An 18785-nucleotide genomic window follows, 5' to 3' on the forward strand; every position below is an offset into this window, starting at 1 on the left:
CTAAAAGCACAAGCCTTTATTTATAGAAAAACCTGGCTGATGGCAAAGGAAAAGCCCCCCTCAAGGTAAGAGGGGGGCCTATAAAGAGAGCTCATATTTATTTGTTTAGGCCTTGTGCCTTATATCGGGCCGCCAACTTGACAAAGTTTTCAGCCCACTGGGGTACCGCCAGGGCATGTATGTAATTAAAGCAGGCCAGTACATTTTTATATAGCAGGCCGTCTTTATTGTCCACTATACCCCGTCCCCGGGTTACCCGGTAGGCAAAGGAGATTTTTTCTTGATCCAAATTTACCAGTTTGATGTGATGAAATTGGTGTCCCTTTACTTCACTGCCTTTGGGGAAGTAAGGGGTATCCCCTTCCACCGCCAGCCTTATATAACCATGGCCCTGGGGCTTTTTGGTCAGCTCCGCCTCAAAGGGCAGTGCACCCACCAGCGAGTATTTCTTATCGTTCCAGTTTATCGATCTGCCAAGGTAGATTGCTCCACCGCTTTCGGCATATACCGGCAGGCCACTTTCAATACGGTTTTTTAAGTCTGCCCGAAAGGAAGCGTTCTTCTCCAGCTCCGCAGCCATCATTTCAGGAAAGCCGCCGCCAATATATAAGGCGTCCAGGTCAGGCAGCGCGGGGTCCTTGATGGCGTCTATGGCCACCAATTCCGCGCCGGCACCGCTCAATGCCTCAAGGTTTTCCGGGTAGTAAAAGGTGAAGGCGCCGTCCATCATCACACCCACAAGGGGGCGGTCGCCGGATAAGGCAGTCACCTCTGCGGGCCTTTTTAGCCCCTTTAACCGGGGGGGAAGAGTTAATTTGCCGGTGAGCGGGGGGGCTTGGGAAGCCACCTCCATCAGCCTGTCTAAATCCAGGTACTGCTCGGCTGCCTCTGCCACCCTTTCAACGGCCCGGTGAAGGGACTGGTCCTCTGTGGCCGGCACCAAGCCCAGGTGCCGATCCGGGATGGTGTACTGCTGCCCCTTGGGCATTATGCCCAGCACCGGTATATCACAATATTTTTCTATGGAGGCTCGCAGGATATTTTCGTGACGGCTGCGCGCCACATTATTTAAGATCACGCCGGCCACATTGACGTCCTTGTCAAAGTACCTATAACCGTTTACCATGGCAGCAACGCTGCGGGTCATCCTGATGCAGTTCACCACCAGTATCACCGGCGCCTGCACCGCCTTGGCTATTTCAGCCGCACTGCCGCTGCCCTCAAGATCCACCCCGTCAAACAAGCCCATGGCCCCTTCAATAACGCTGATATCAGCGCCCTGGGTGTGGGTAACAAAGGAGCCCCTAATGGCCTCCCTATCCATCAGATAGCTGTCTAAATTACGGCATCTTCTGCCGGCTACCCTGGTTAACCAACTTGGGTCAATAAAATCCGGCCCTTTTTTAAATGGTTGCACCTTTATACCCCGGGCAGTGAGGGCTGCTATTAGTCCGACAGTTATGGTTGTTTTGCCTGAACGCCCCTGGGGCGCCGCTATCAGTAATCTGGGAGTGTTTTGTACTTGTTCCATTAGCCTTCCCTGCCTTCCAAGACCAAGGCCTTACCATCGCAGAAAACTTGGCTTGCGTCAAGGGCCGGCAGAGGCCAAAGCCTTAGTTTTCTTCTGCCCCCTGGGTACTTGTGCCCCTCAGGGTACTTGTGCCCCTCAGGGTGCTTATGCCCTTCAGGGTACTTGTACCCTTCAGAGCTGGGCAAGTGCCTTGGTTAGACTGTATTTTTATTTCATTCTTCTATTTTCTTTAATGGGTCCACACACACCTATGCAGTTAGTTTACCACGACAGCCCGGCAAATTTACAGAAAAGTTCACCCTCACCATAATATTGATTAGGTGAGGGTGAATAAATTTCTTTTTGTTGTAGATTCTAATGTTTACACACAACCGGTTGGCTTTGGCAGACCGGCCAGTTTACATGCACCCTTGGCTGGGCCGGTGGGGAACAACTGATAGATCTGCTTGAGGCTGAAGCCGGTTTCTTTACAAAGTTTACGAATCATAGGAGCAATACCAAACTGGAAGAAGTAGTCGCGCAGGTAGTTGATTACTTTCCAGTGGTCTTCGGTTAATTCATCAATACCTTCATCCTTGGCAAACATGTGTGCAACTGCCTCGCTCCACTGATCGGTGTTAATTAAGAAACCATCCTCATCAATCTCGATTTGCTGGCCATCAACTTCGATAAACGGCATTAGGTAGACACCTCCATAATTTATTATTACCTCTGCGGTGTGGCTTAACGCCGATATACACCACAAAACAGCATCTTTAAAAGCATGCTTTTATTATTTTAATATATTTTACACAAATATGCTAGTACCATTTACTCATTTATTGGCGGATATAAGGCCGTACCAACCAAATCTATCAAACCTTTTACCTCTACACCCAGTTCATGTTCCTCTACCATCGGATAGAGCTGTGCTTTACAGATTGAACAGGGGGCAACCAGGTAACCATTGCCATCTTCGCCTACACCTGTGGCACGTACCTGTTCTGCCTTCTTGGCAGAAAACTTGATGCGCAGGTCATACATCACAGGATCATCGTAAAGAATGGCAGAGCCACCACCGCAGCAGAAGTTACGTTCGCGGTTCGGTGTCATTTCCCTAAAGTCATTTACACAGGGTCTTAGTACCTCGCGCAGTGTTTCACTTAAGTTGCATGCACGGCCAAAGTTGCAGGGGTCGTGCAGGGTGGTTGGATGATTGTTGGCTTCCGGGTTCAGCTTCAACTGACCGGTGCGAATGTAGTAAGCCGTCTCATCGTGTATGTGCACGATGGGCACCGGAATGGGACGGTCTGCCATGCTGGGTACATACATTTTACCTGCACGCCAGCCGTGGCCACATTCACCCCAAACAATCTTCTTAACATTCAGCTTTACTGCTTCGTTTAACAAGCGCATGATGTTGTGACGCAAGGTATAGCGCTGGTCAAAGAGTAAGCCGAAGTTACCGGCTTCAGCAATCTCACTGCTCATGGTCCAATTTACTCCCAGATAGTGGAAGAACTTGGCCGCACCCATCATGGTGTTAGGGTTGAGCAAAAAGTCTGCAGAAGACGGAATGTACAATACATCGGCCGGCTTGTCAATGGGAATTTTTATTTCGATGCCTGTTTCCTCTTCCATTTCCTCTTCCAAGAATTCACAGGTATCTACTAAACCGGGCTTGGGCAAGCCGGTGTGGTTACCGGTTCGATACATTGCCGCACCCACAGATGCCTGCAGTTTAGGCACCATGCCAAGCCAGTGCAGTAACTGGCGGCCGGCAAAGGTTACTTCACAGGTATCGATGCCGAAGGGGCACACCAAGGCACAGCGACGGCATTCGTTACACTGGTAGAAGTAAGAGTACATTTTATCAATGGTGTCTAAGCTCAGTGGTTCAGCACCGGCAAGGGAGCCAAACAATCTACCCTCTAAGGTATAAGCAGCCTTCCAAGCCTTACGGAATAAGTCTGCCCGATTGGTCGGAATATTATTAGGGTCTCTGGTACCTAAATAGGTATGGCAGTTTTCTGCACAAAGACCGCACTTGGTGCAGGATTCCATTGCCAACATCAGCGGCCGGAATTTTTCTACCAAATGCTTTAAATGCTTTAACGCCTCTTCAACTTTACGCTCTTCAGGTACGGGTTCAATAAAGAGGGCGCGCATTTCAGCGGTGGTTGCCATACCCGGAGCTTTATACTTCTTTTCTTCAGTCATGCGCTACACCCCCCCTGATGTGGTTTTACCATTGGTTACTGCAGCACCGGAGCCGCTGGCCACGGAAGCACCGGCACCCGGCAGGCCAGGAGCGGGCTCAACATACGGACGGTTGATAATCCAACGCTCTGCAAACATTCCAAACAGGTGTAGCAACTTACTGAATGGGAATACCATTAAGAGCAGTTGTACTAACAACAGGTGTATTGCAAAAACCAGGTTAAAGCCAGAAAAATCAACAGCTTGGAAAGTAGCTAGTTGAATAACATAGGCCTGTGCCGTTTCATAGTCAACCGAATACTCTGGGAACAAACGCATAACGTTACCTGCAGAAACAATACCAATTAGCAAAAGCAGGTGCAGATAATCGGCAGGGTATGAGACCAGTTTCACTTCTTCAATAACTAACCGTCTGTAAAGCAGGTAAACCAGGGCCACGAAAATGATAATACCCATGGAAGTACCCAGCAAGTCAGACAGGTATTTACTTAAATCTACACTGGTACCAATGTACTTAAACTGTTCACCTAAAAATGCAAAACCTACAATGTGTCCGCCAATAATGTTTAGCAAGGCAAAGTGCATAATCCACGCACCGGCCCACAAGCTTTTGTCAGCTTTGAACACGCTGCGGAACAAGGCCACCTCAGCAGCGTAGTTAACCGCTGCACCACTCATTGTTGCAGGGGCGGGGGTTAAGACAATGTTGTGTACAATCCTTGCACCTGCCCATCTGCCAAGACGGAACATAATCCCTAGTACAAATATTGTTACGGTAATATACGGTAGAATTTGAAGTATAATAAAAGACACAGGTACACCTCCTTAGAGTGATCCCCGGAAAAAAATATTTTTGTCACCGAATTTTTGTAGTCATACCTTTAACTATAGTTCTTGAATGGTAGCGGCACCGGTGGGACAGGATACCACACAGGTTTCGCAGCCCATGCAGTCGGTTTCGCTGCCGGTTACTGCGGCTTTTCCGTCAACCATTTCTAAAATGGCAGCGGGGCAAGCATCTACGCATTCACCGCAACCTTCGCATTGATCCGCATCAATTGATACCATAAACATGCCACACAACCTCCTTTATTTATTGTATAAAAACACAAGTTGCCCGGTACTCATAACAGGCAGTACCAAAGCAAACACCAACACCCCTCTCGTATAACCAATATTCGTTACTTATTAAATTATTCCTTCTCCTAAGGAACACTTTTTTTTCAGAATATACTAATGTTTGTCTTTTATCTTACGTATAAATGATAACATTATATTTTGTCTTTCGTAAAGGTTATGATTTTTCAAATATTACATATAACTAGCCATGTTGGCATTTTTTCTTATACAATTATGTTTTTAAAGTAGGACTTTTGCATTTGCCGGAGAAAGTAATTAATCGTTAGGGGGTGAGTAAGTGTCCACTGATACAAATACTATCATAAATCTAGCAGAAAAAATAGGTTTAGCTCTATCTGAAACAGAAGAGTTTAAACAAAAACAAGAGGCTGAAAAAATGTTGCGCCAGGACGCTGAAGCTCGTAAATTAATCAAAGAGTTTCAAACATTAAAAAACTCCTATGAACGGATGGAAAAAATGGGGCATCCTTTAAGTGAAAAAAATATGGAGCAATTAAAAAAAGCAGAAGAAAAGGCCATGGCCAACCCCAATGTAAAAAACTGGTATGACAAAACCCAGCGTTTTTACGACCTGGTGATTGAGGTAAACAAAAAAATACAAGAGGGTATTACCGTGTAAAGGGGCGCTGTTTGCGTCCCTTTTTCAACGGCGTCCCTTGCACAAGAATTATTCCAGGTGGCAGGCCAGCGTCTGCAAGTTCCAGGTCAAATCTATTCTTTGCTCTATAATGTTATCGGGCAGTGACAGGTTTACAGGGGAAACATTTAGTATGGCTTTAATTCCTGATTTAGCTATTTGGTCCACCGCCTCCTGGGCCTCTTGCACCCTGGTGGCCAATATGGCCAGTTTAATTTCTTCATTTTCCACAAATTTCTTCAATTCCGATAAGGGTTGTACCGGCAAATGTTCCAGCATTTTTCCCGCCGGCACCGGTCCGGGGGCAAAGACACCCACTATTCTAAAATTTTTACCGTACAAACAATTGTACTCCACAACTGCCGACGCCATTTTACCATTCCCTATGAGCACAACTTTCCAATGCTGGTCGAGGTTGAGCACCTGCCTTATTGTGCGGAAAAGCAATTCCACGTCATAACCCACCCCGCGTTTACCCAGTTCACCAAAGTAAGCCAAATCCTTGCGAATCATGGTGGCTTCCAGGCCCAGTTCTTTACCGAGCTCCTTGGATGATATGGTGTTTTTGCCCTGCTTACGCATTTTTAACAGGCACTGGTGGTAAATCGGTAGCCTTTTGGCAATGGCTTTTGGTACGCCTTCAGGAGAGTACATTTTTTTGCTCACTCCCTAAATAATTAGTCAGAAAAGTGGTATTTTTCCATTAATTATTGTAAATTTACTATACCACTTTTTATATTTTTAGTAAACACTTGTATTTAGAGTAATTTTGTCTAAAACCAGGCCCCGGGAGTGGAGAAATTAAATGAAAAAGCCGTGAAATAAAAAGGACTTGGCCCCTGCCAAGTCTTAAATTTTCACATGTTTTTTGTCCCTTATTCCTGAAATTCCACCACCTTCTTTATTAAATCTCATGAAACAATGTTGAAATTTATAACAGACTTCAAAGCATGCCTGCTGATGCTAATTTTCTAGTTCTGATTCATTAATCCCTAACTCCCTCAGAACTTCTTCCATACCGGCAAGCTCAAATTTTTTCCGGGCTCTTAGTTATACCATGTTCCGGGGATATTATTGCCTTTCCCTATTTATGATAGGGTTCACCCCTATTTATTTTAAATACCCGGTAAATTTGTTCCAGCAGTATTAAACGCATTAATTGGTGGGGAAAGGTAAGTTTGGAAAAGGATAGTTTCAGCTGGCAGCGATTTAACAGGTTTTTGTTTATTCCCAGGGAGCCCCCTATCAACATGGTTATATCACTTTTGCCGGTGTTCATAAGGTCGGCAAAGCATTGGGCCAGCTGTTCTGAGCTGTAGCTTTTTCCGTGAATGTCCAGGGCAATTAGATAGGTATTGGCCCTGATATGGCGCTGTATACGCTGTGCCTCTTTTAGTTTTATTTGTTCTGCGGCATGTTCCGACAGCCCTTCACTGTGGGGCTCATCGGCAACCTCAATAATTTCTAGTTTTGTCATGGGCTGCAGTCTTTTCATGTACTCCCCTATACCCTGCTTTAAATATTTTTCCTTTAACTTGCCCACCGCAATGATAGTAATGCGCAAGGAAATCATTCCATTCTGTATAATAAGTATTTAAAGGGCGCCTTTTGCGCCCTTTAGTTAAATTATATGGACTTTATTAAGGATTTTATTCTAATGTCACCGATTTAACACAGGCACCCAGGGAATTTAGCTTGCTTTCAAAGTCCTGGTAGCCCCTGAGTATATACTGGGGGTTAGATATATGGGTTTCCCCCCTGGCCATTAGTCCTGCAATTAATAAGGCCGCACCGGCCCGCAGGTCGGTGGCTTTCACATGGGCTCCCTGCAGTTCCGGAACCCCCTCGATAACTGCCATTCTTCCTTCAACCTTAATTTTTGCCCCCAGCCGCTTCAGTTCATCTGCCACTTGAAATCTGTTTTCAAATATATTTTCTACTATGACGCTGGTGCCGGGAACGGTGGTCAAGAGCACCATCATTTGCGACTGCATGTCTGTAGGAAAGCCAGGATAGGGCAGGGTTTTAATATCCACCGGCGCCAGGGGACCCGCAGCTTTAACCCGCAGGCTGTCCTCTGACTCTTCTATTTCCACCTTGGCTTCTCTTAATTTGGCAATGAGGGGTTCCAGGTGTTTGGGAATTACGTTTTCTAATAAAACATCTCCCCTGGTGGCCGCTGCAGCCACCATATAGGTGCCCGCTTCAATGCGATCCGGTATTACAGAGTAGCGCTGACACTGATTTAGCTCTGATTTTCCTTCGATTTTGATTACGTCTGTTCCGGCACCCCTTACCTTGGCACCCATTGCATTTAAAAAGTTTGCCAAATCAACTATTTCCGGTTCCTTGGCCACGTTTTCTATGATGGTTTGGCCCTCGGCTAAGCAGGCGGCCATCATGATATTTTCGGTGGCTCCCACACTGGGGAAATCCAGGTATACCCGCGCCCCTGTCAGCCTGTCAGCAGTACCGATAACAAAGCCCCTTTCCAGCCTTATTTCTGCACCCATGCCGGCCAGTCCCTTAAAATGCAAATCCATTGGGCGGACACCGATGTTGCATCCCCCGGGCAGGGCCACACTTGCCCGCCCGTACTTGGCCAATAATGGGCCCAGTAAAAGGTTTGAAGCGCGCAGCTTTTTTACCTTTTCATAGGGGGCGTCTTGGCTAATGGTTTCCGGAGGCTTAATGTACAGCACATCACTGTCCAGCCACCTTATTTCGGCACCCATGGTGCCTATAATTTCTATCATTATTTTTACATCGCTAATATAGGGAATATTGTCCAGTACCACCGGCTTATCTGCCATCAATGCAGCACACATTATTGCCAAGGAGGCGTTTTTGGCACCGCTAATCTTTACTTTTCCTTTTAAGGAACGCCCTCCGCTTACAACGATTTTACGCAATATGCACAGCTCCTTCATTATTCTGCCAATAGTGTTCTATTCTCCTATTTTACATGATATTCCTTCCCCGAAAAAAGGGGAAATACAAGATCAGACCGAGAAAATTCGGTCTGATCTAAATTCTAAGGCAGCCGGTGCATTTACCGCAGCAAACCGCGGTATGGGGTTAGTTAAAGAGCTGCCAATTATCATCCAGCCAGTCATTTAATTGATATTCAAAGGTATTTAAATCAATTCCATATATTTCTAAAAAAGCTTCCTCCAGGGAGTAGCCCCGGCCTAAAAGATCCATCGTTTCCAGTATAGCTTCTTTCCCATAAATTTCAACCAAATAGTATACGGCAGCCAGCGATTGCCTATAGGCCAAGGATTGATTGGCAAGGTTTTCAAAGCCCTCGCTTAATTGTTGTAAGCCATAGCGCTGATCCTCCAGGGAACCGGCCCTGTCGTTAAATTTAAAACCGGTTAAGTTTAATTCCACATATTGGGCTATGCCTTCGGTGAACCAGCGGCTATAGTTGCCCCGGGTGCGATAATCCACCACCAGGTGGGCCAGTTCATGGGCCACCGGTCCGGTTTTATAGAATACCTGCCTCAGGTGCTCTTGGTCTTCCGCATCTATCCACTCCCGGGGAGCCAGCACCTTTATGGTGCCTGCCCAATATACGCCCATGGCACTTTCGTCTGCCGGCCAGCCAAAGTATTGGTTTAGTTTTTCCCTGTTTGGGTAGACCAGCAAAACTACTTTTCTGTCCAGGGGGTAGTCAAGCAGGTCCAAGACCGGCTGTAAAAATTCTTCTGCGGCATCCATTACCAGCTGCGCCTCTTGTTCATCGCCGGGATAGTGCTTAACCACTATCTTTTCGGCGGTTATTTCCGGCAGGTGGGCAGAGCGTACCGCTGTACTAAGTTTGGCCAGTTCCCGGCTTGCGGTATATATATAAAGCCGATGGCTGTTCCAACCCCATAGCATTGATGTTGCAAAGATCAGTAAACCCAACACCGCCAATAAAAGTATAAGGGGGTGAAGGGAATAGCCATGATTGAAGTCCCCCGGTGGCATAAGAGCACCTCCCTCTTTTCTAATTAGTTAACTAAATTATATCTATTAAATCAGGGTCACTGCCAGCGGAAAAAAAAGGACCCACTGCATGGGGTGGGTCACTGTGAACAAATGTATTTTATTTGTCTTCCTCTTCCATTTGCTGCTGCCACTCTTCAATTAACTGTTGGGCCTGCTCCACGTAGGGTCCTTCCCCCACCAGCTCAATAAATTTTTCCATTTGGGTGATGGCCCCTTGATAGTCTTCCTTGCCATAGGCCAAAATGTAGCCGTACATATGGCGGGCATCGATATTATCTTCGTCCTTTTCAAGCACGTAGGCTACATGCTCCTCTGCCTGGTCATAGCCGCCTTCATAAAGGTATAGGGAGGCCAGATTTAAGCGGGCATCGGTGTTTTCCGGCTGCAGGGCCACCAGGTCTTGAAAGCTGGTTTTTGCCTTCTCCCCTTCTCCGGTGAGCATATACATTGTGGCCAACTCAGATAATACCTCTGCATTTTCGGGTTCCTCTTGGGCTGTCTTTTCCAAGGCACTGATTTGCTCTTGGAAGTATTGCTCCACCTCTTCTTGGGTCAGACCCTGATTGTTATCCAGCGTCGGGGCAGTGCCGCCTATAATTCCACCTATTGATGTAATAATTAAACTGGCGGCAATTAAGAATATAAATAAAACGAACAGTATTTTTGTGTGTTTCTTTAGTCTTTTGCGATTAAAAAACATATGCTTTATTCCACCCCTTTCACAACTTCAACCTGTGTATTATAACATTTTTGAACGATCTTATAAAGAGTATTTTTAGCGTAATAAAAAACCCCTGGCCTTACAGTATGCCAAGGGTTTTATTGTTACAAGTAATTTGCCGGGTTTTGCGGTGATCCGTTTACCAGCACTTCAAAGTGCAGGTGGGGCCCTGTTGTGTTTCCTGTACTTCCTATGGCTCCGATAACCTGGCCTCTCTGTACACTTTGACCCACCGATACATCCATTTTAGACAGGTGGGCATACCGGGTAACCATACCGCCGCCGTGTGATACATCTACGCAGTTACCGTAGCCGGCATACCAGCTGGCCCTGACCACTGTGCCATTTTCCGCGGCCACCACAGGACTGCCGTTAGGGCCTCCCAAGTCAATGCCTGTATGCATTCTTCCCCAGCGTTGACCAAAGGGTGATACAATAGCCCCCGCGGAGGGCTTAGCCAGACGGCCGCCGCCAAAATCACGGGATGCCACCAAGACCCGGGTACCCCTTTCTTCAATTCTAGGTTTTGTCTCTTTGACAACGGTTTCTCCCAGGGCAACCTTGTCTGTTACAACACCGTTTTTAGCCACAATTTTATATTGCACTTCTTTTAAACCGTCTTCACCTTGCTGCACCACTTTAGACTGTCCTTGCAGCATGGCGCTGTTGCGCTTTACTTCAACCGGTGCCGGTATTTTTTCTTCCACCGTTTTTTCAAAGGTACACACCACATTAATTATCGGCTGAATATCAGACAGCCTTAACACTTGGCCAATTTGCATTAATTCCGGTTTAAAGTCCGGATTTAGCTCTTCCAATTTTTCTACCGGTATATTGTTGCCATAGGCTATATCCCACAGGGTGTCGCCTTCTTTCACCGTGTAAGTGGGAATGGTTCCCTTTTCCTTAACTTCGGCCAGTGCAGTTTGTACGGTGGTAACTTGTTCCACCTGCACAGGCATTTCCACCACTTCTATTTCTTCTTTAAAGGTTATTACGCCTCTGGGGTCAATGGTATATTCTTCTTTTAGCTTCTCGAGAAACTCTTCGGCCTCTTCTATGCTTTCAAAGGCAAAGGTTGCCTTACCATCCACTTTCACTACTGCACCCTCTAGGCTGTAAGTTAGAAGCGGATATAATATTTGCCTTAGAGTATCTTTGTCTACCACCGCTTTTCTATCCAGGCGAACCTTACTAATTTCAAGCTCCTGCACCAAGCTTACCTGCCGGCCAATCTCTTCAGACTTTTCTTTAATTAGTTGATTAATTACGCTTTCTGCTTGTTTAGCACCGGCAACGGTGGCAACGGTCTTTCCGTCTACTTTAACTGCATAGGTATTTTGCGCATTTGTCAAAAAACTTACAGCCAAAAACAACCCTAAAACCGCACAGAAACCGATGATCAGGCGCAATTTTAAAGGCATTTGGCTAAAGGGAGAGACTTTCTTTTCTGAATCCTGGCTGTTATGCGGCAATTTAAAGAACATCCCCTTTCGCCTTACTATTATTCAAATTTTTCTTTTGGTATTCCTTGGGCATAAGTATCCCTTGGAAAAATATTGTTAATTATATCACATACCCCCTGCCGGGGTAAATTGTCTATACCGGAGGTAGTATGGTGAAAATAAGCTATATTGGTTTTATTTTGCTAATTTTATGGGTTTTTGCTTAATTTCCTCGGTTTTCATATTGCTTTGCCTTTAAATATAGCGCACATTCCAATCTTATTTTTGCTAACTCACAGCCCAGGCTGTGAGGCTCCAGCAAGGTCTTGTTAAAGGCATAGGCATTGGCATGGCAGCCGCCGCTGCAAAGAAACTTGGCCCAACAGGCCCTACAGCTCGATTTGTTGTAAACATGGGCCTCTTTATATTGTGCCATCACACCTTGGTTTAGCTCAGGGGACCTAACATCCCCTATTTTAAACTGCGGCTGTCCCACAAATTGGTGACAGGGATAAAGACTGCCGTCCGGTGTAACCGCCATATATTCATGACCGGCCCCACAGCCGGATAATCTTTTGGCCAGGCAGGGGCCGCCCTCCAAATCTACGTTGAAGTGAAAGAAGTTTATTTCTTTGCCCTCTTGGTACATGGAATATATCTTGTCGGTGAGCTGTTTATATTGCTCCCTTAAGGTGTCCAGATCTTCACTGCGCAGACTGTAGTCATGCTCCGGTCCTGCCACCACCGGCTCCACGGAAATATCTTTAAAACCTTGATCAATCAGGTGTATTAGGTCTTGACAAAAATCAAGGTTGTGGCGTGTATAGGTTCCCCTGATATAGTAGCCGCCGGGCGGGTCTTTTTCCACAAATCTTTTAATATTTTTCAGCACCTGTGCATAACTACCGCCGCCCCTGGCCGTGGGGCGCATTTGGTCGTGAACCTCTTTTCTGCCGTCCAAGCTGAGAACTGCGCTGATGCCGTGTTCTATTAAGTACTGCTCTATTTCTTCGTTAAGCAGGAGGGCATTTGTGGTAAGTGTAAACTTAATTTTTTTATTGGCTAAGCTTGCCTTCTGGGTGCCGTAATCAACCAGCTGCTGCACCACCTTAAAATTTAACAAGGGTTCACCGCCAAAAAAATCTATTTCAATGTTTTTGCGGCTACCGCTTTGTTTTATTAAAAAGTCAATGGCCGCTTGTCCTGTTTCAAAGCTCATTAAACTGCGGTCGCCGCCGAAGGGCCCCTGGCCGGCGAAGCAGTACCGGCAGCGCAAATTGCAGTCGTGGGCCACATGTAGGCAAAGGGCTTTAATTACGCTTTGGGCGGGTTGGTAGCCTGTCTCAAGGGGATCGCTGCTAAACAACAAACCTTGCTTAACTGCCTGGTCAATCTCCTTTAAACTCCCCTCCAATTCATCTGACGGGTATTTTTGGCTGTACTTATCAATTAGTTGCTCCCTGGTCAGTAATTTATAATCATCGAGCAAAGACCATGTTATTTCATCCACCAGATGCAGTGCCCCGCTGTGTACATCTAAAACCAGTTTGGTACCGTCAAATTCAAATTTATGAATCAATTTTCTACCCCCCACAAAAATTCAACCCAATCCCGTGGCGGGATCGGGTTATATGTAGATAGCTTTAGTTTAGTTATTTTCTTTGGCACAAACCTGGTTGCCCACTGTACAAGAAGTTTTGCAAGCAGACTGGCATGATGTTTGACATTCACCGCATCCACCGGTTTTAACAGTGTCAGTCAGCGACTTGTTGTTAATTGTTTTAATATGCTTACCCATTCTTTCACTCCCTTTCCGCATACCATTATAAAGCAATAAAGGAAGTCCATGCAAGTCAAATAATCATAAATGAAAACAATAAAAAAAGACGCACAAAATGCGTCTTTAAAAATTGGTGACCCCTACGGGATTCGAACCCGTGTTACCGCCGTGAAAGGGCGGTGTCTTAAACCACTTGACCAAGGGGCCACTGAAATTTTGGTGAGCCATGATGGACTCGAACCATCGACACCCTGATTAAAAGTCAGGTGCTCTACCGCCTGAGCTAATGGCTCACGTTGTACTGTCCTGCCGACAAATGATATGATAACATAACTTGCTATGTAGTGCAATAAGTTTTTAGTTTTTTTTGATGGTTTATATTCGCAGTTAAGGGCGGGCATGGCAGCCCGCCCTTACAAATGAGTTTAGCCAATCTAAAAAATATCTTCTAAAATAATGGTTTCTGATCTCTTTGGACCTACACCGATTAAGGCCACCGGTACACCCACCAGTTGGCTTATTCTATTTACGTACAGTTGGGCATTTTTAGGCAGATCGGCAAATTTGCGTACCTCACTGAGGTCCTCTTGCCAACCTTCCATTGTCTCGTACACCGGCTCGCACTGGGCCAGGGTTTTGAGGCTGGCCGGGAAGGTGGTGGTCAATTCACCCTTTAGCTTATAGCCTGTACATATTTTTATCTCCGGCAGACCGCTTAAAACATCGAGCTTGGTTATTGCCAGGTAGTTTAAACCGTTTATCCGGGCAGAATAGCGGCCAATTACTGCATCAAACCAGCCACAGCGCCGGGGGCGGCCGGTGGTGGTGCCAAATTCATGGCCTTGCTTTCTGATATTCTCCCCTATCTGGTCGTTTAATTCAGTGGGGAAGGGTCCTTCTCCAACCCTGGTGGTATAGGCCTTAGCCACCCCTATTACTTTATTTATCCGGGTGGGCCCCACTCCGGCCCCCAGGCAGGCACCGGCAGCAATGGGGTGTGAAGAGGTCACATAGGGATAGGTGCCAAAATCTAAATCCAGCAGCGCTCCCTGGGCACCTTCAAAGAGAACCTTACTGCCCTTATCTATGGCATCGTTAATTACCTCGCTGCAGTCGGCGGCATGTTTGCGCAGCCATTGGGCCTGTTTTTTGTATTCCCGCAGCACCTGGTCGTAGTCCAGGGTCTCAGTTTGGTAATAACTTGTAAAAAGTCGGTTTTTATTTTCAATGTTCAGCTTTAGTTTAGCCTCAAGCTCTTCATCATCTAACATATCCACTATGCGCATACCTGTCCTGGCGGATTTATCTGCGTATGCGGGCCCAATACCCCGCTTGGTGGTGCCTATTTTGGCAGAACCCTTTAATTCTTCTTCTGCCTCATCCTGCAAGCGGTGATAGGGTAATATTACATGGGCACGGTTGTCAATGAGCAGTTTTGCCAAGGGAATTCCCCTGTCAATGAGGGACTGCCACTCTTTTTCCAGCACAACGGGATCTATAACAACACCGTTACCAATTATACACAGCTTATCTGAATAAAGTATTCCCGACGGAATTAAATGCAATTTAAATTCCTCGTCATTTACAACCACCGTATGGCCGGCATTGTTGCCGCCTTGGAACCGTACAATAATGTCAGCCCTTTCGGCAAGAAAATCTGTAACTTTACCCTTGCCTTCATCGCCCCATTGAGCACCTACGAGAACTACGGTAGACAATTACCTTCCCCCTCCTAAAGAGCACTTTAAGCTATTGCTATTTTACCCTTTGACATAAAAATAACTCAAATGCTAACCAAATCAGGCGCTATTTGAGTTATTACTTAGCTTGTGCAATAAATATCAATTGGCTAACAAACACAATTATAATACCAGAAAATACAGGGTTAGTAAAGGGTTATCGGTAGTCTTCCTTTGATAAGTTAACAAACTTTGTAAATTCATGCAGAAAACCCAACTGTACCGAACCCACCGGGCCGTTGCGGTGCTTTGAAACAATTATTTCAGCCACACCCTTATTTTCTGTTTCCGGATCATAATAATCTTCACGGTAAATAAACATTACAAGGTCGGCATCCTGTTCAATACTGCCGCTTTCCCTTAGGTCTGACATAATGGGCCTTTTATCCTGCCTTTGTTCCACCGCCCTGCTGAGCTGTGACAGGGCCAAAACAGGAATATTCAATTCTTTGGCCAGCGCCTTCAACGACCGGGATATTTCTGCAATTTCCTGCTGCCTGCTTTCGCTGCGGCGGCTCCCCTGCATTAATTGCATATAGTCAATGACTAAAAAACCGAGGTCTTTTTCACCCTGCAGCCGGCGGGCCTTTGCACGCAATTCCCTAATTGATATGGCCGGTGTGTCATCGATATAGATGGGGGCCTTGGACAAATACCCTGCCACCTCCGTTAGGCGCAGCCAATCATCTTCCTGTAGGTGGCCTGTTTTTAGCTTGTGTTGGTCCACCATGGCTTCGGCACACAGCATCCGCTGTACCAGTTGTTCCTTTGACATTTCTAAACTAAAAATGGCCACCGGCACCTTTCCTTTAACGGCGGCATTTATGGCCAGCATAAGGGCCAGTGTTGTCTTACCCATGCTGGGCCGGGCAGCAAGAATGATAAGGTCACTTTTTTGGAAACCACAGGTAAGTGCATCCAGGTCAATGAAGCCCGTCGGTATGCCTGTTAATTTACCCTTGTTTTTTTGCATTTGCTCAATTTGATCAAAGGTTTCCAACAGTATTTCACTTATGGGGTTAAAGGAGGCCGACTGCCGGCGGTTATTTAACTCGTATATGGACCGCTCCAGTTGATCTAAGAGGCCATGGGCATCGTCGCTGCCCTCATAGCCCATGGCGCTCACCTTGTTTGAAACCTGTATCAGGGTGCGCAGTAAAGACTTTTCTTCGACGATTTTGGCATAGTATTCTACGTTGGCCGCCGTGGGCACAAGGCCGGCCAAGGTGGCCACATAGGAAACTCCGCCAACCTGGTCCAGTTTTCCGTCTTGACGCAGTTCTTCGCATAGGGTAATTAAATCCAAGGGTTTATCATTTTCTATAAGGTCCAGCATGGCTTCATATATCAGCCGGTGGCTGTCCCGATAGAAATCTTCAGGCTTGAGGATTTCCATCACCTTATAGATGGCCTCTTTATCGAGAAGCACTGCCCCCAATACGGATTGTTCGGCGTCAATATTTTGAGGTGGAATTTTGTTGATCATCATATATAACCTACTTATCTAAGGGCCATACCGGTGACCGCCGCCAAAGAAGCCACCCTTGGGCACAGGTCACCCGGATATGCACAGGTAATTTATTCTCATGCTAGCTTACTAACCGGTTGCTCTGTATTATCAAATACATGTTTTAGCATTTCTTCTACATTTTCTACGGCTACCACCTTAATTCCTTTCAGGCCGGTGGGTACGTCCTTTTCATTTTCTTTGGGAATGATTACCTTTTTTATACCCGCTTGCCTGGCGCCGTAAATTTTTTCACAAATGCCCCCCACAGCCCTTATTTTTCCTTGGATTGAAATTTCACCGGTCACCGCTATATCTTGGGGGATGGCCCTTTCTTGTATTGCACTCAATATTGCCAGTGTGATTGCGGCACCTGCGGAGGGCCCGTCTATCCGGCCGCCGCCCACCACGTTAATATGAATGTCGTAACAGGCTATGTCTTGGCCGGTTATCTTTCTAATCACAGAGGCGGCATTGAACACCGAATCCTTGGCCATGCTGCCGGCGGTGTCATTAAACCTAAAGCTTCCTTTTTCTTTATTTTGGGCTGCAAAGGCAATGGCCTCTATTTCAATCACAGAACCCAGAAAACCCGCCACTCCCAAACCGTATATTTTTCCTTTTTCCTTCCGGGAGCTGGCCTTGCTTGTCACATTGGGAACCATGCGGCTGGTTTGCACCACCTCATAAACATCCCTTACGGTGATCAGTATTTCCCTTTCATTTTGTTCCCGATAGCGGTAATAGGCTAAACCGTAGGCGTCGCAGAGAATATTGGTGGCCTTACGGCCTTCGATGGTGTATTCGCTAATCACTTCGGCCACCTTATCTTCCAGTTTTACATTGAGTTTCTCTGCGGCCTGTTTAACAATCTCTTCAATTTGCCTTGGGGTAAGGGGTTCAAAGAACACCTCGGCACAGCGGGAGCGAATGGCCGGATTTATACTTTCCGGGTCACGGGTGGTGGCGCCAATCAGGATAAAGTCCGCCGGGGCTCCCTGGTCAAATATTTTTTTAATGTATTGGGGCACACCGGGATCATGGGGATCATAGTAGGACGATTCAAAGTACACCCTCTTGTCTTCCAATACTTTAAGCAGTTTGTTTTGCAGCATGGGGTCCACTTCCCCTATTTCATCTATAAAAAGCACTCCCCCGTGGGCCTCTGATACCATTCCCAATTTCGGTTCCGGTATGCCTGTTTCTGCAAGGTCGCGCCTGGCGCCCTGGTATATGGGATCATGTACTGACCCCAGCAGTGGGTTTGTGATTTCCCTGGGATCCCAGCGCAAGGTGGTTCCGTCCACCTCCACAAATTTCCCCTCCTTGCTGAAGGGGCTTCCCTTTAGTTTTTTGGCCGTTTCCAAAGCCAGCCGGGCAGCGGTGGTTTTGCCTACACCCGGCGGCCCGTATATTAATATGTGCTGGGGCAGGGGGGAAGCCAGCTTAGAAAGCAGCGCCCTTACCCCCCTCTCTTGGCCCACTATTTCATCAAAGTTTTTCGGTCTAAGCACATCCTCTGCCGAGGTGGTCAATTTCTTTTGCTCCAATTTTTCCAGCAAGGCTAACTTCTTTAAAGTTTGTGCATTCTCGGGGCCTGCACTTTCCTTTATCACCTGCATTTTTACTTCTTTCATATACTCTTCATGGCGCTGCTGCAGGCGTTCATTAATTTTCTTTTCCAGTTCCTCTTCAACGGTGCGCCGGGCTATTACATCGGCAATTTCATTTTCTATTTCTGCCAATAATTCGGGTATTTCATCCGGATCCGGCAATTCATCCAGGGTGGGGTCTTCAAATACTAACCTTTGAAGTGCCAGCACCCTTTCTTCTAAATTGTCTGAACGCATTAAGTCCAGCACTTCCAGCTTGCCGGCCCTCAGCACCAGCTTGTCTGAACCATAAATATTGGAAACTAAATTATATAATGCGTTTACCCTTCTGCGCAGTTGCTCCCTTTCTGAAAAACGCTCAGCGGTTTCCTTTGCGCTTGTGGAAATAAATTTTTCTAAAAACTGTTTCACAGGTTTTCTCCTTTCACTTGCACCTAAAAAGCCGTCCACGATGCCGCTGCACGGTGCTGTTATATT

At 46.5% G+C, this 18785-nt stretch carries 17 protein-coding genes and 2 tRNA genes; 1 reads left to right on the plus strand and 18 read right to left on the minus strand.

The window, feature by feature from the left end; all coding sequences use genetic code 11:
• Positions 1 to 97: 97 nt before the first annotated feature.
• The 5 genes from BR02_RS0103565 to BR02_RS0103590 all read right to left on the minus strand — a co-directional run bounded on the left by BR02_RS0103565 (position 98) and on the right by BR02_RS0103590 (position 4804).
• Positions 98 to 1531: a cobyrinic acid a,c-diamide synthase CobB gene (locus tag BR02_RS0103565; protein ID WP_031514261.1), complete on the minus strand. Its 1434-nt coding sequence runs from the start codon at positions 1529 to 1531 to the stop codon at positions 98 to 100.
• Positions 1532 to 1892: 361 nt separating this feature from the next.
• Complete coding sequence (locus tag BR02_RS0103575; RefSeq protein WP_031514265.1) at positions 1893 to 2210, minus strand: TusE/DsrC/DsvC family sulfur relay protein; 318 nt, start codon at positions 2208 to 2210, stop codon at positions 1893 to 1895.
• A gap of 131 nt (positions 2211 to 2341) precedes the next feature.
• Positions 2342 to 3697: a (Fe-S)-binding protein gene (locus BR02_RS0103580; RefSeq protein WP_420795377.1), complete on the minus strand. Its 1356-nt coding sequence runs from the start codon at positions 3695 to 3697 to the stop codon at positions 2342 to 2344.
• A 36-nt stretch (positions 3698 to 3733) separates the two neighbouring features.
• Entirely contained in the window at positions 3734 to 4543 is an 810-nt protein-coding gene (locus BR02_RS0103585) for a respiratory nitrate reductase subunit gamma (RefSeq protein WP_031514270.1), read from the minus strand.
• A gap of 72 nt (positions 4544 to 4615) precedes the next feature.
• Entirely contained in the window at positions 4616 to 4804 is a 189-nt protein-coding gene (locus BR02_RS0103590) for a 4Fe-4S binding protein (protein ID WP_031514273.1), read from the minus strand.
• A 343-nt stretch (positions 4805 to 5147) separates the two neighbouring features.
• Here BR02_RS0103590 and BR02_RS0103595 point away from each other — a divergent pair, with 343 nt between their 5' ends.
• Complete coding sequence (locus BR02_RS0103595; protein WP_051688109.1) at positions 5148 to 5489, plus strand: YlbF/YmcA family competence regulator; 342 nt, start codon at positions 5148 to 5150, stop codon at positions 5487 to 5489.
• A gap of 48 nt (positions 5490 to 5537) precedes the next feature.
• On the opposite strand, the gene BR02_RS0103600 is transcribed toward BR02_RS0103595, so the two are convergent.
• From BR02_RS0103600 to lonC, 13 genes are all read right to left on the minus strand, one after another.
• Positions 5538 to 6161, minus strand: coding sequence for a redox-sensing transcriptional repressor Rex (locus BR02_RS0103600; protein ID WP_031514277.1), 624 nt, complete (start codon positions 6159 to 6161; stop codon positions 5538 to 5540).
• A gap of 430 nt (positions 6162 to 6591) precedes the next feature.
• On the minus strand, positions 6592 to 7071 hold the full coding sequence (gene rlmH, locus BR02_RS0103605; protein WP_031514279.1) for a 23S rRNA (pseudouridine(1915)-N(3))-methyltransferase RlmH: 480 nt from the start codon (positions 7069 to 7071) through the stop codon (positions 6592 to 6594).
• Between the two features lie 85 nt (positions 7072 to 7156).
• Complete coding sequence (gene murA / locus BR02_RS0103610; protein WP_031514280.1) at positions 7157 to 8419, minus strand: UDP-N-acetylglucosamine 1-carboxyvinyltransferase; 1263 nt, start codon at positions 8417 to 8419, stop codon at positions 7157 to 7159.
• A gap of 166 nt (positions 8420 to 8585) precedes the next feature.
• Positions 8586 to 9482: a peptidase MA family metallohydrolase gene (locus BR02_RS0103615; protein WP_034638767.1), complete on the minus strand. Its 897-nt coding sequence runs from the start codon at positions 9480 to 9482 to the stop codon at positions 8586 to 8588.
• Between the two features lie 118 nt (positions 9483 to 9600).
• Complete coding sequence (locus BR02_RS0103620) at positions 9601 to 10203, minus strand: tetratricopeptide repeat protein (RefSeq protein WP_031514284.1); 603 nt, start codon at positions 10201 to 10203, stop codon at positions 9601 to 9603.
• A gap of 125 nt (positions 10204 to 10328) precedes the next feature.
• On the minus strand, positions 10329 to 11579 hold the full coding sequence (locus BR02_RS15975; protein ID WP_169738566.1) for a M23 family metallopeptidase: 1251 nt from the start codon (positions 11577 to 11579) through the stop codon (positions 10329 to 10331).
• A 313-nt stretch (positions 11580 to 11892) separates the two neighbouring features.
• Complete coding sequence (gene scfB, locus BR02_RS0103630; RefSeq protein WP_031514289.1) at positions 11893 to 13248, minus strand: thioether cross-link-forming SCIFF peptide maturase; 1356 nt, start codon at positions 13246 to 13248, stop codon at positions 11893 to 11895.
• A 69-nt stretch (positions 13249 to 13317) separates the two neighbouring features.
• On the minus strand, positions 13318 to 13467 hold the full coding sequence (gene scfA, locus BR02_RS15025) for a six-cysteine ranthipeptide SCIFF (RefSeq protein WP_084170920.1): 150 nt from the start codon (positions 13465 to 13467) through the stop codon (positions 13318 to 13320).
• Between the two features lie 113 nt (positions 13468 to 13580).
• Positions 13581 to 13656: transfer RNA gene (locus BR02_RS0103640), tRNA-Glu, on the minus strand.
• A 10-nt stretch (positions 13657 to 13666) separates the two neighbouring features.
• Positions 13667 to 13742, minus strand: a tRNA-Lys gene (locus BR02_RS0103645).
• 141 nt (positions 13743 to 13883) lie between these two features.
• Entirely contained in the window at positions 13884 to 15167 is a 1284-nt protein-coding gene (locus BR02_RS0103650) for an adenylosuccinate synthase (RefSeq protein ID WP_031514291.1), read from the minus strand.
• 178 nt (positions 15168 to 15345) lie between these two features.
• Positions 15346 to 16674, minus strand: coding sequence for a replicative DNA helicase (gene dnaB, locus BR02_RS0103655; RefSeq protein WP_031514292.1), 1329 nt, complete (start codon positions 16672 to 16674; stop codon positions 15346 to 15348).
• A gap of 98 nt (positions 16675 to 16772) precedes the next feature.
• Entirely contained in the window at positions 16773 to 18719 is a 1947-nt protein-coding gene (gene lonC, locus BR02_RS0103660) for a Lon family ATP-dependent protease (RefSeq protein WP_031514294.1), read from the minus strand.
• Between the last annotated feature and the right edge of the window lie 66 nt (positions 18720 to 18785).

It is taken from the genome of Desulfofalx alkaliphila DSM 12257 (assembly GCF_000711975.1).
Lineage (GTDB): Bacteria > Bacillota > Desulfotomaculia > Desulfotomaculales > Desulfohalotomaculaceae > Desulfofalx > Desulfofalx alkaliphila.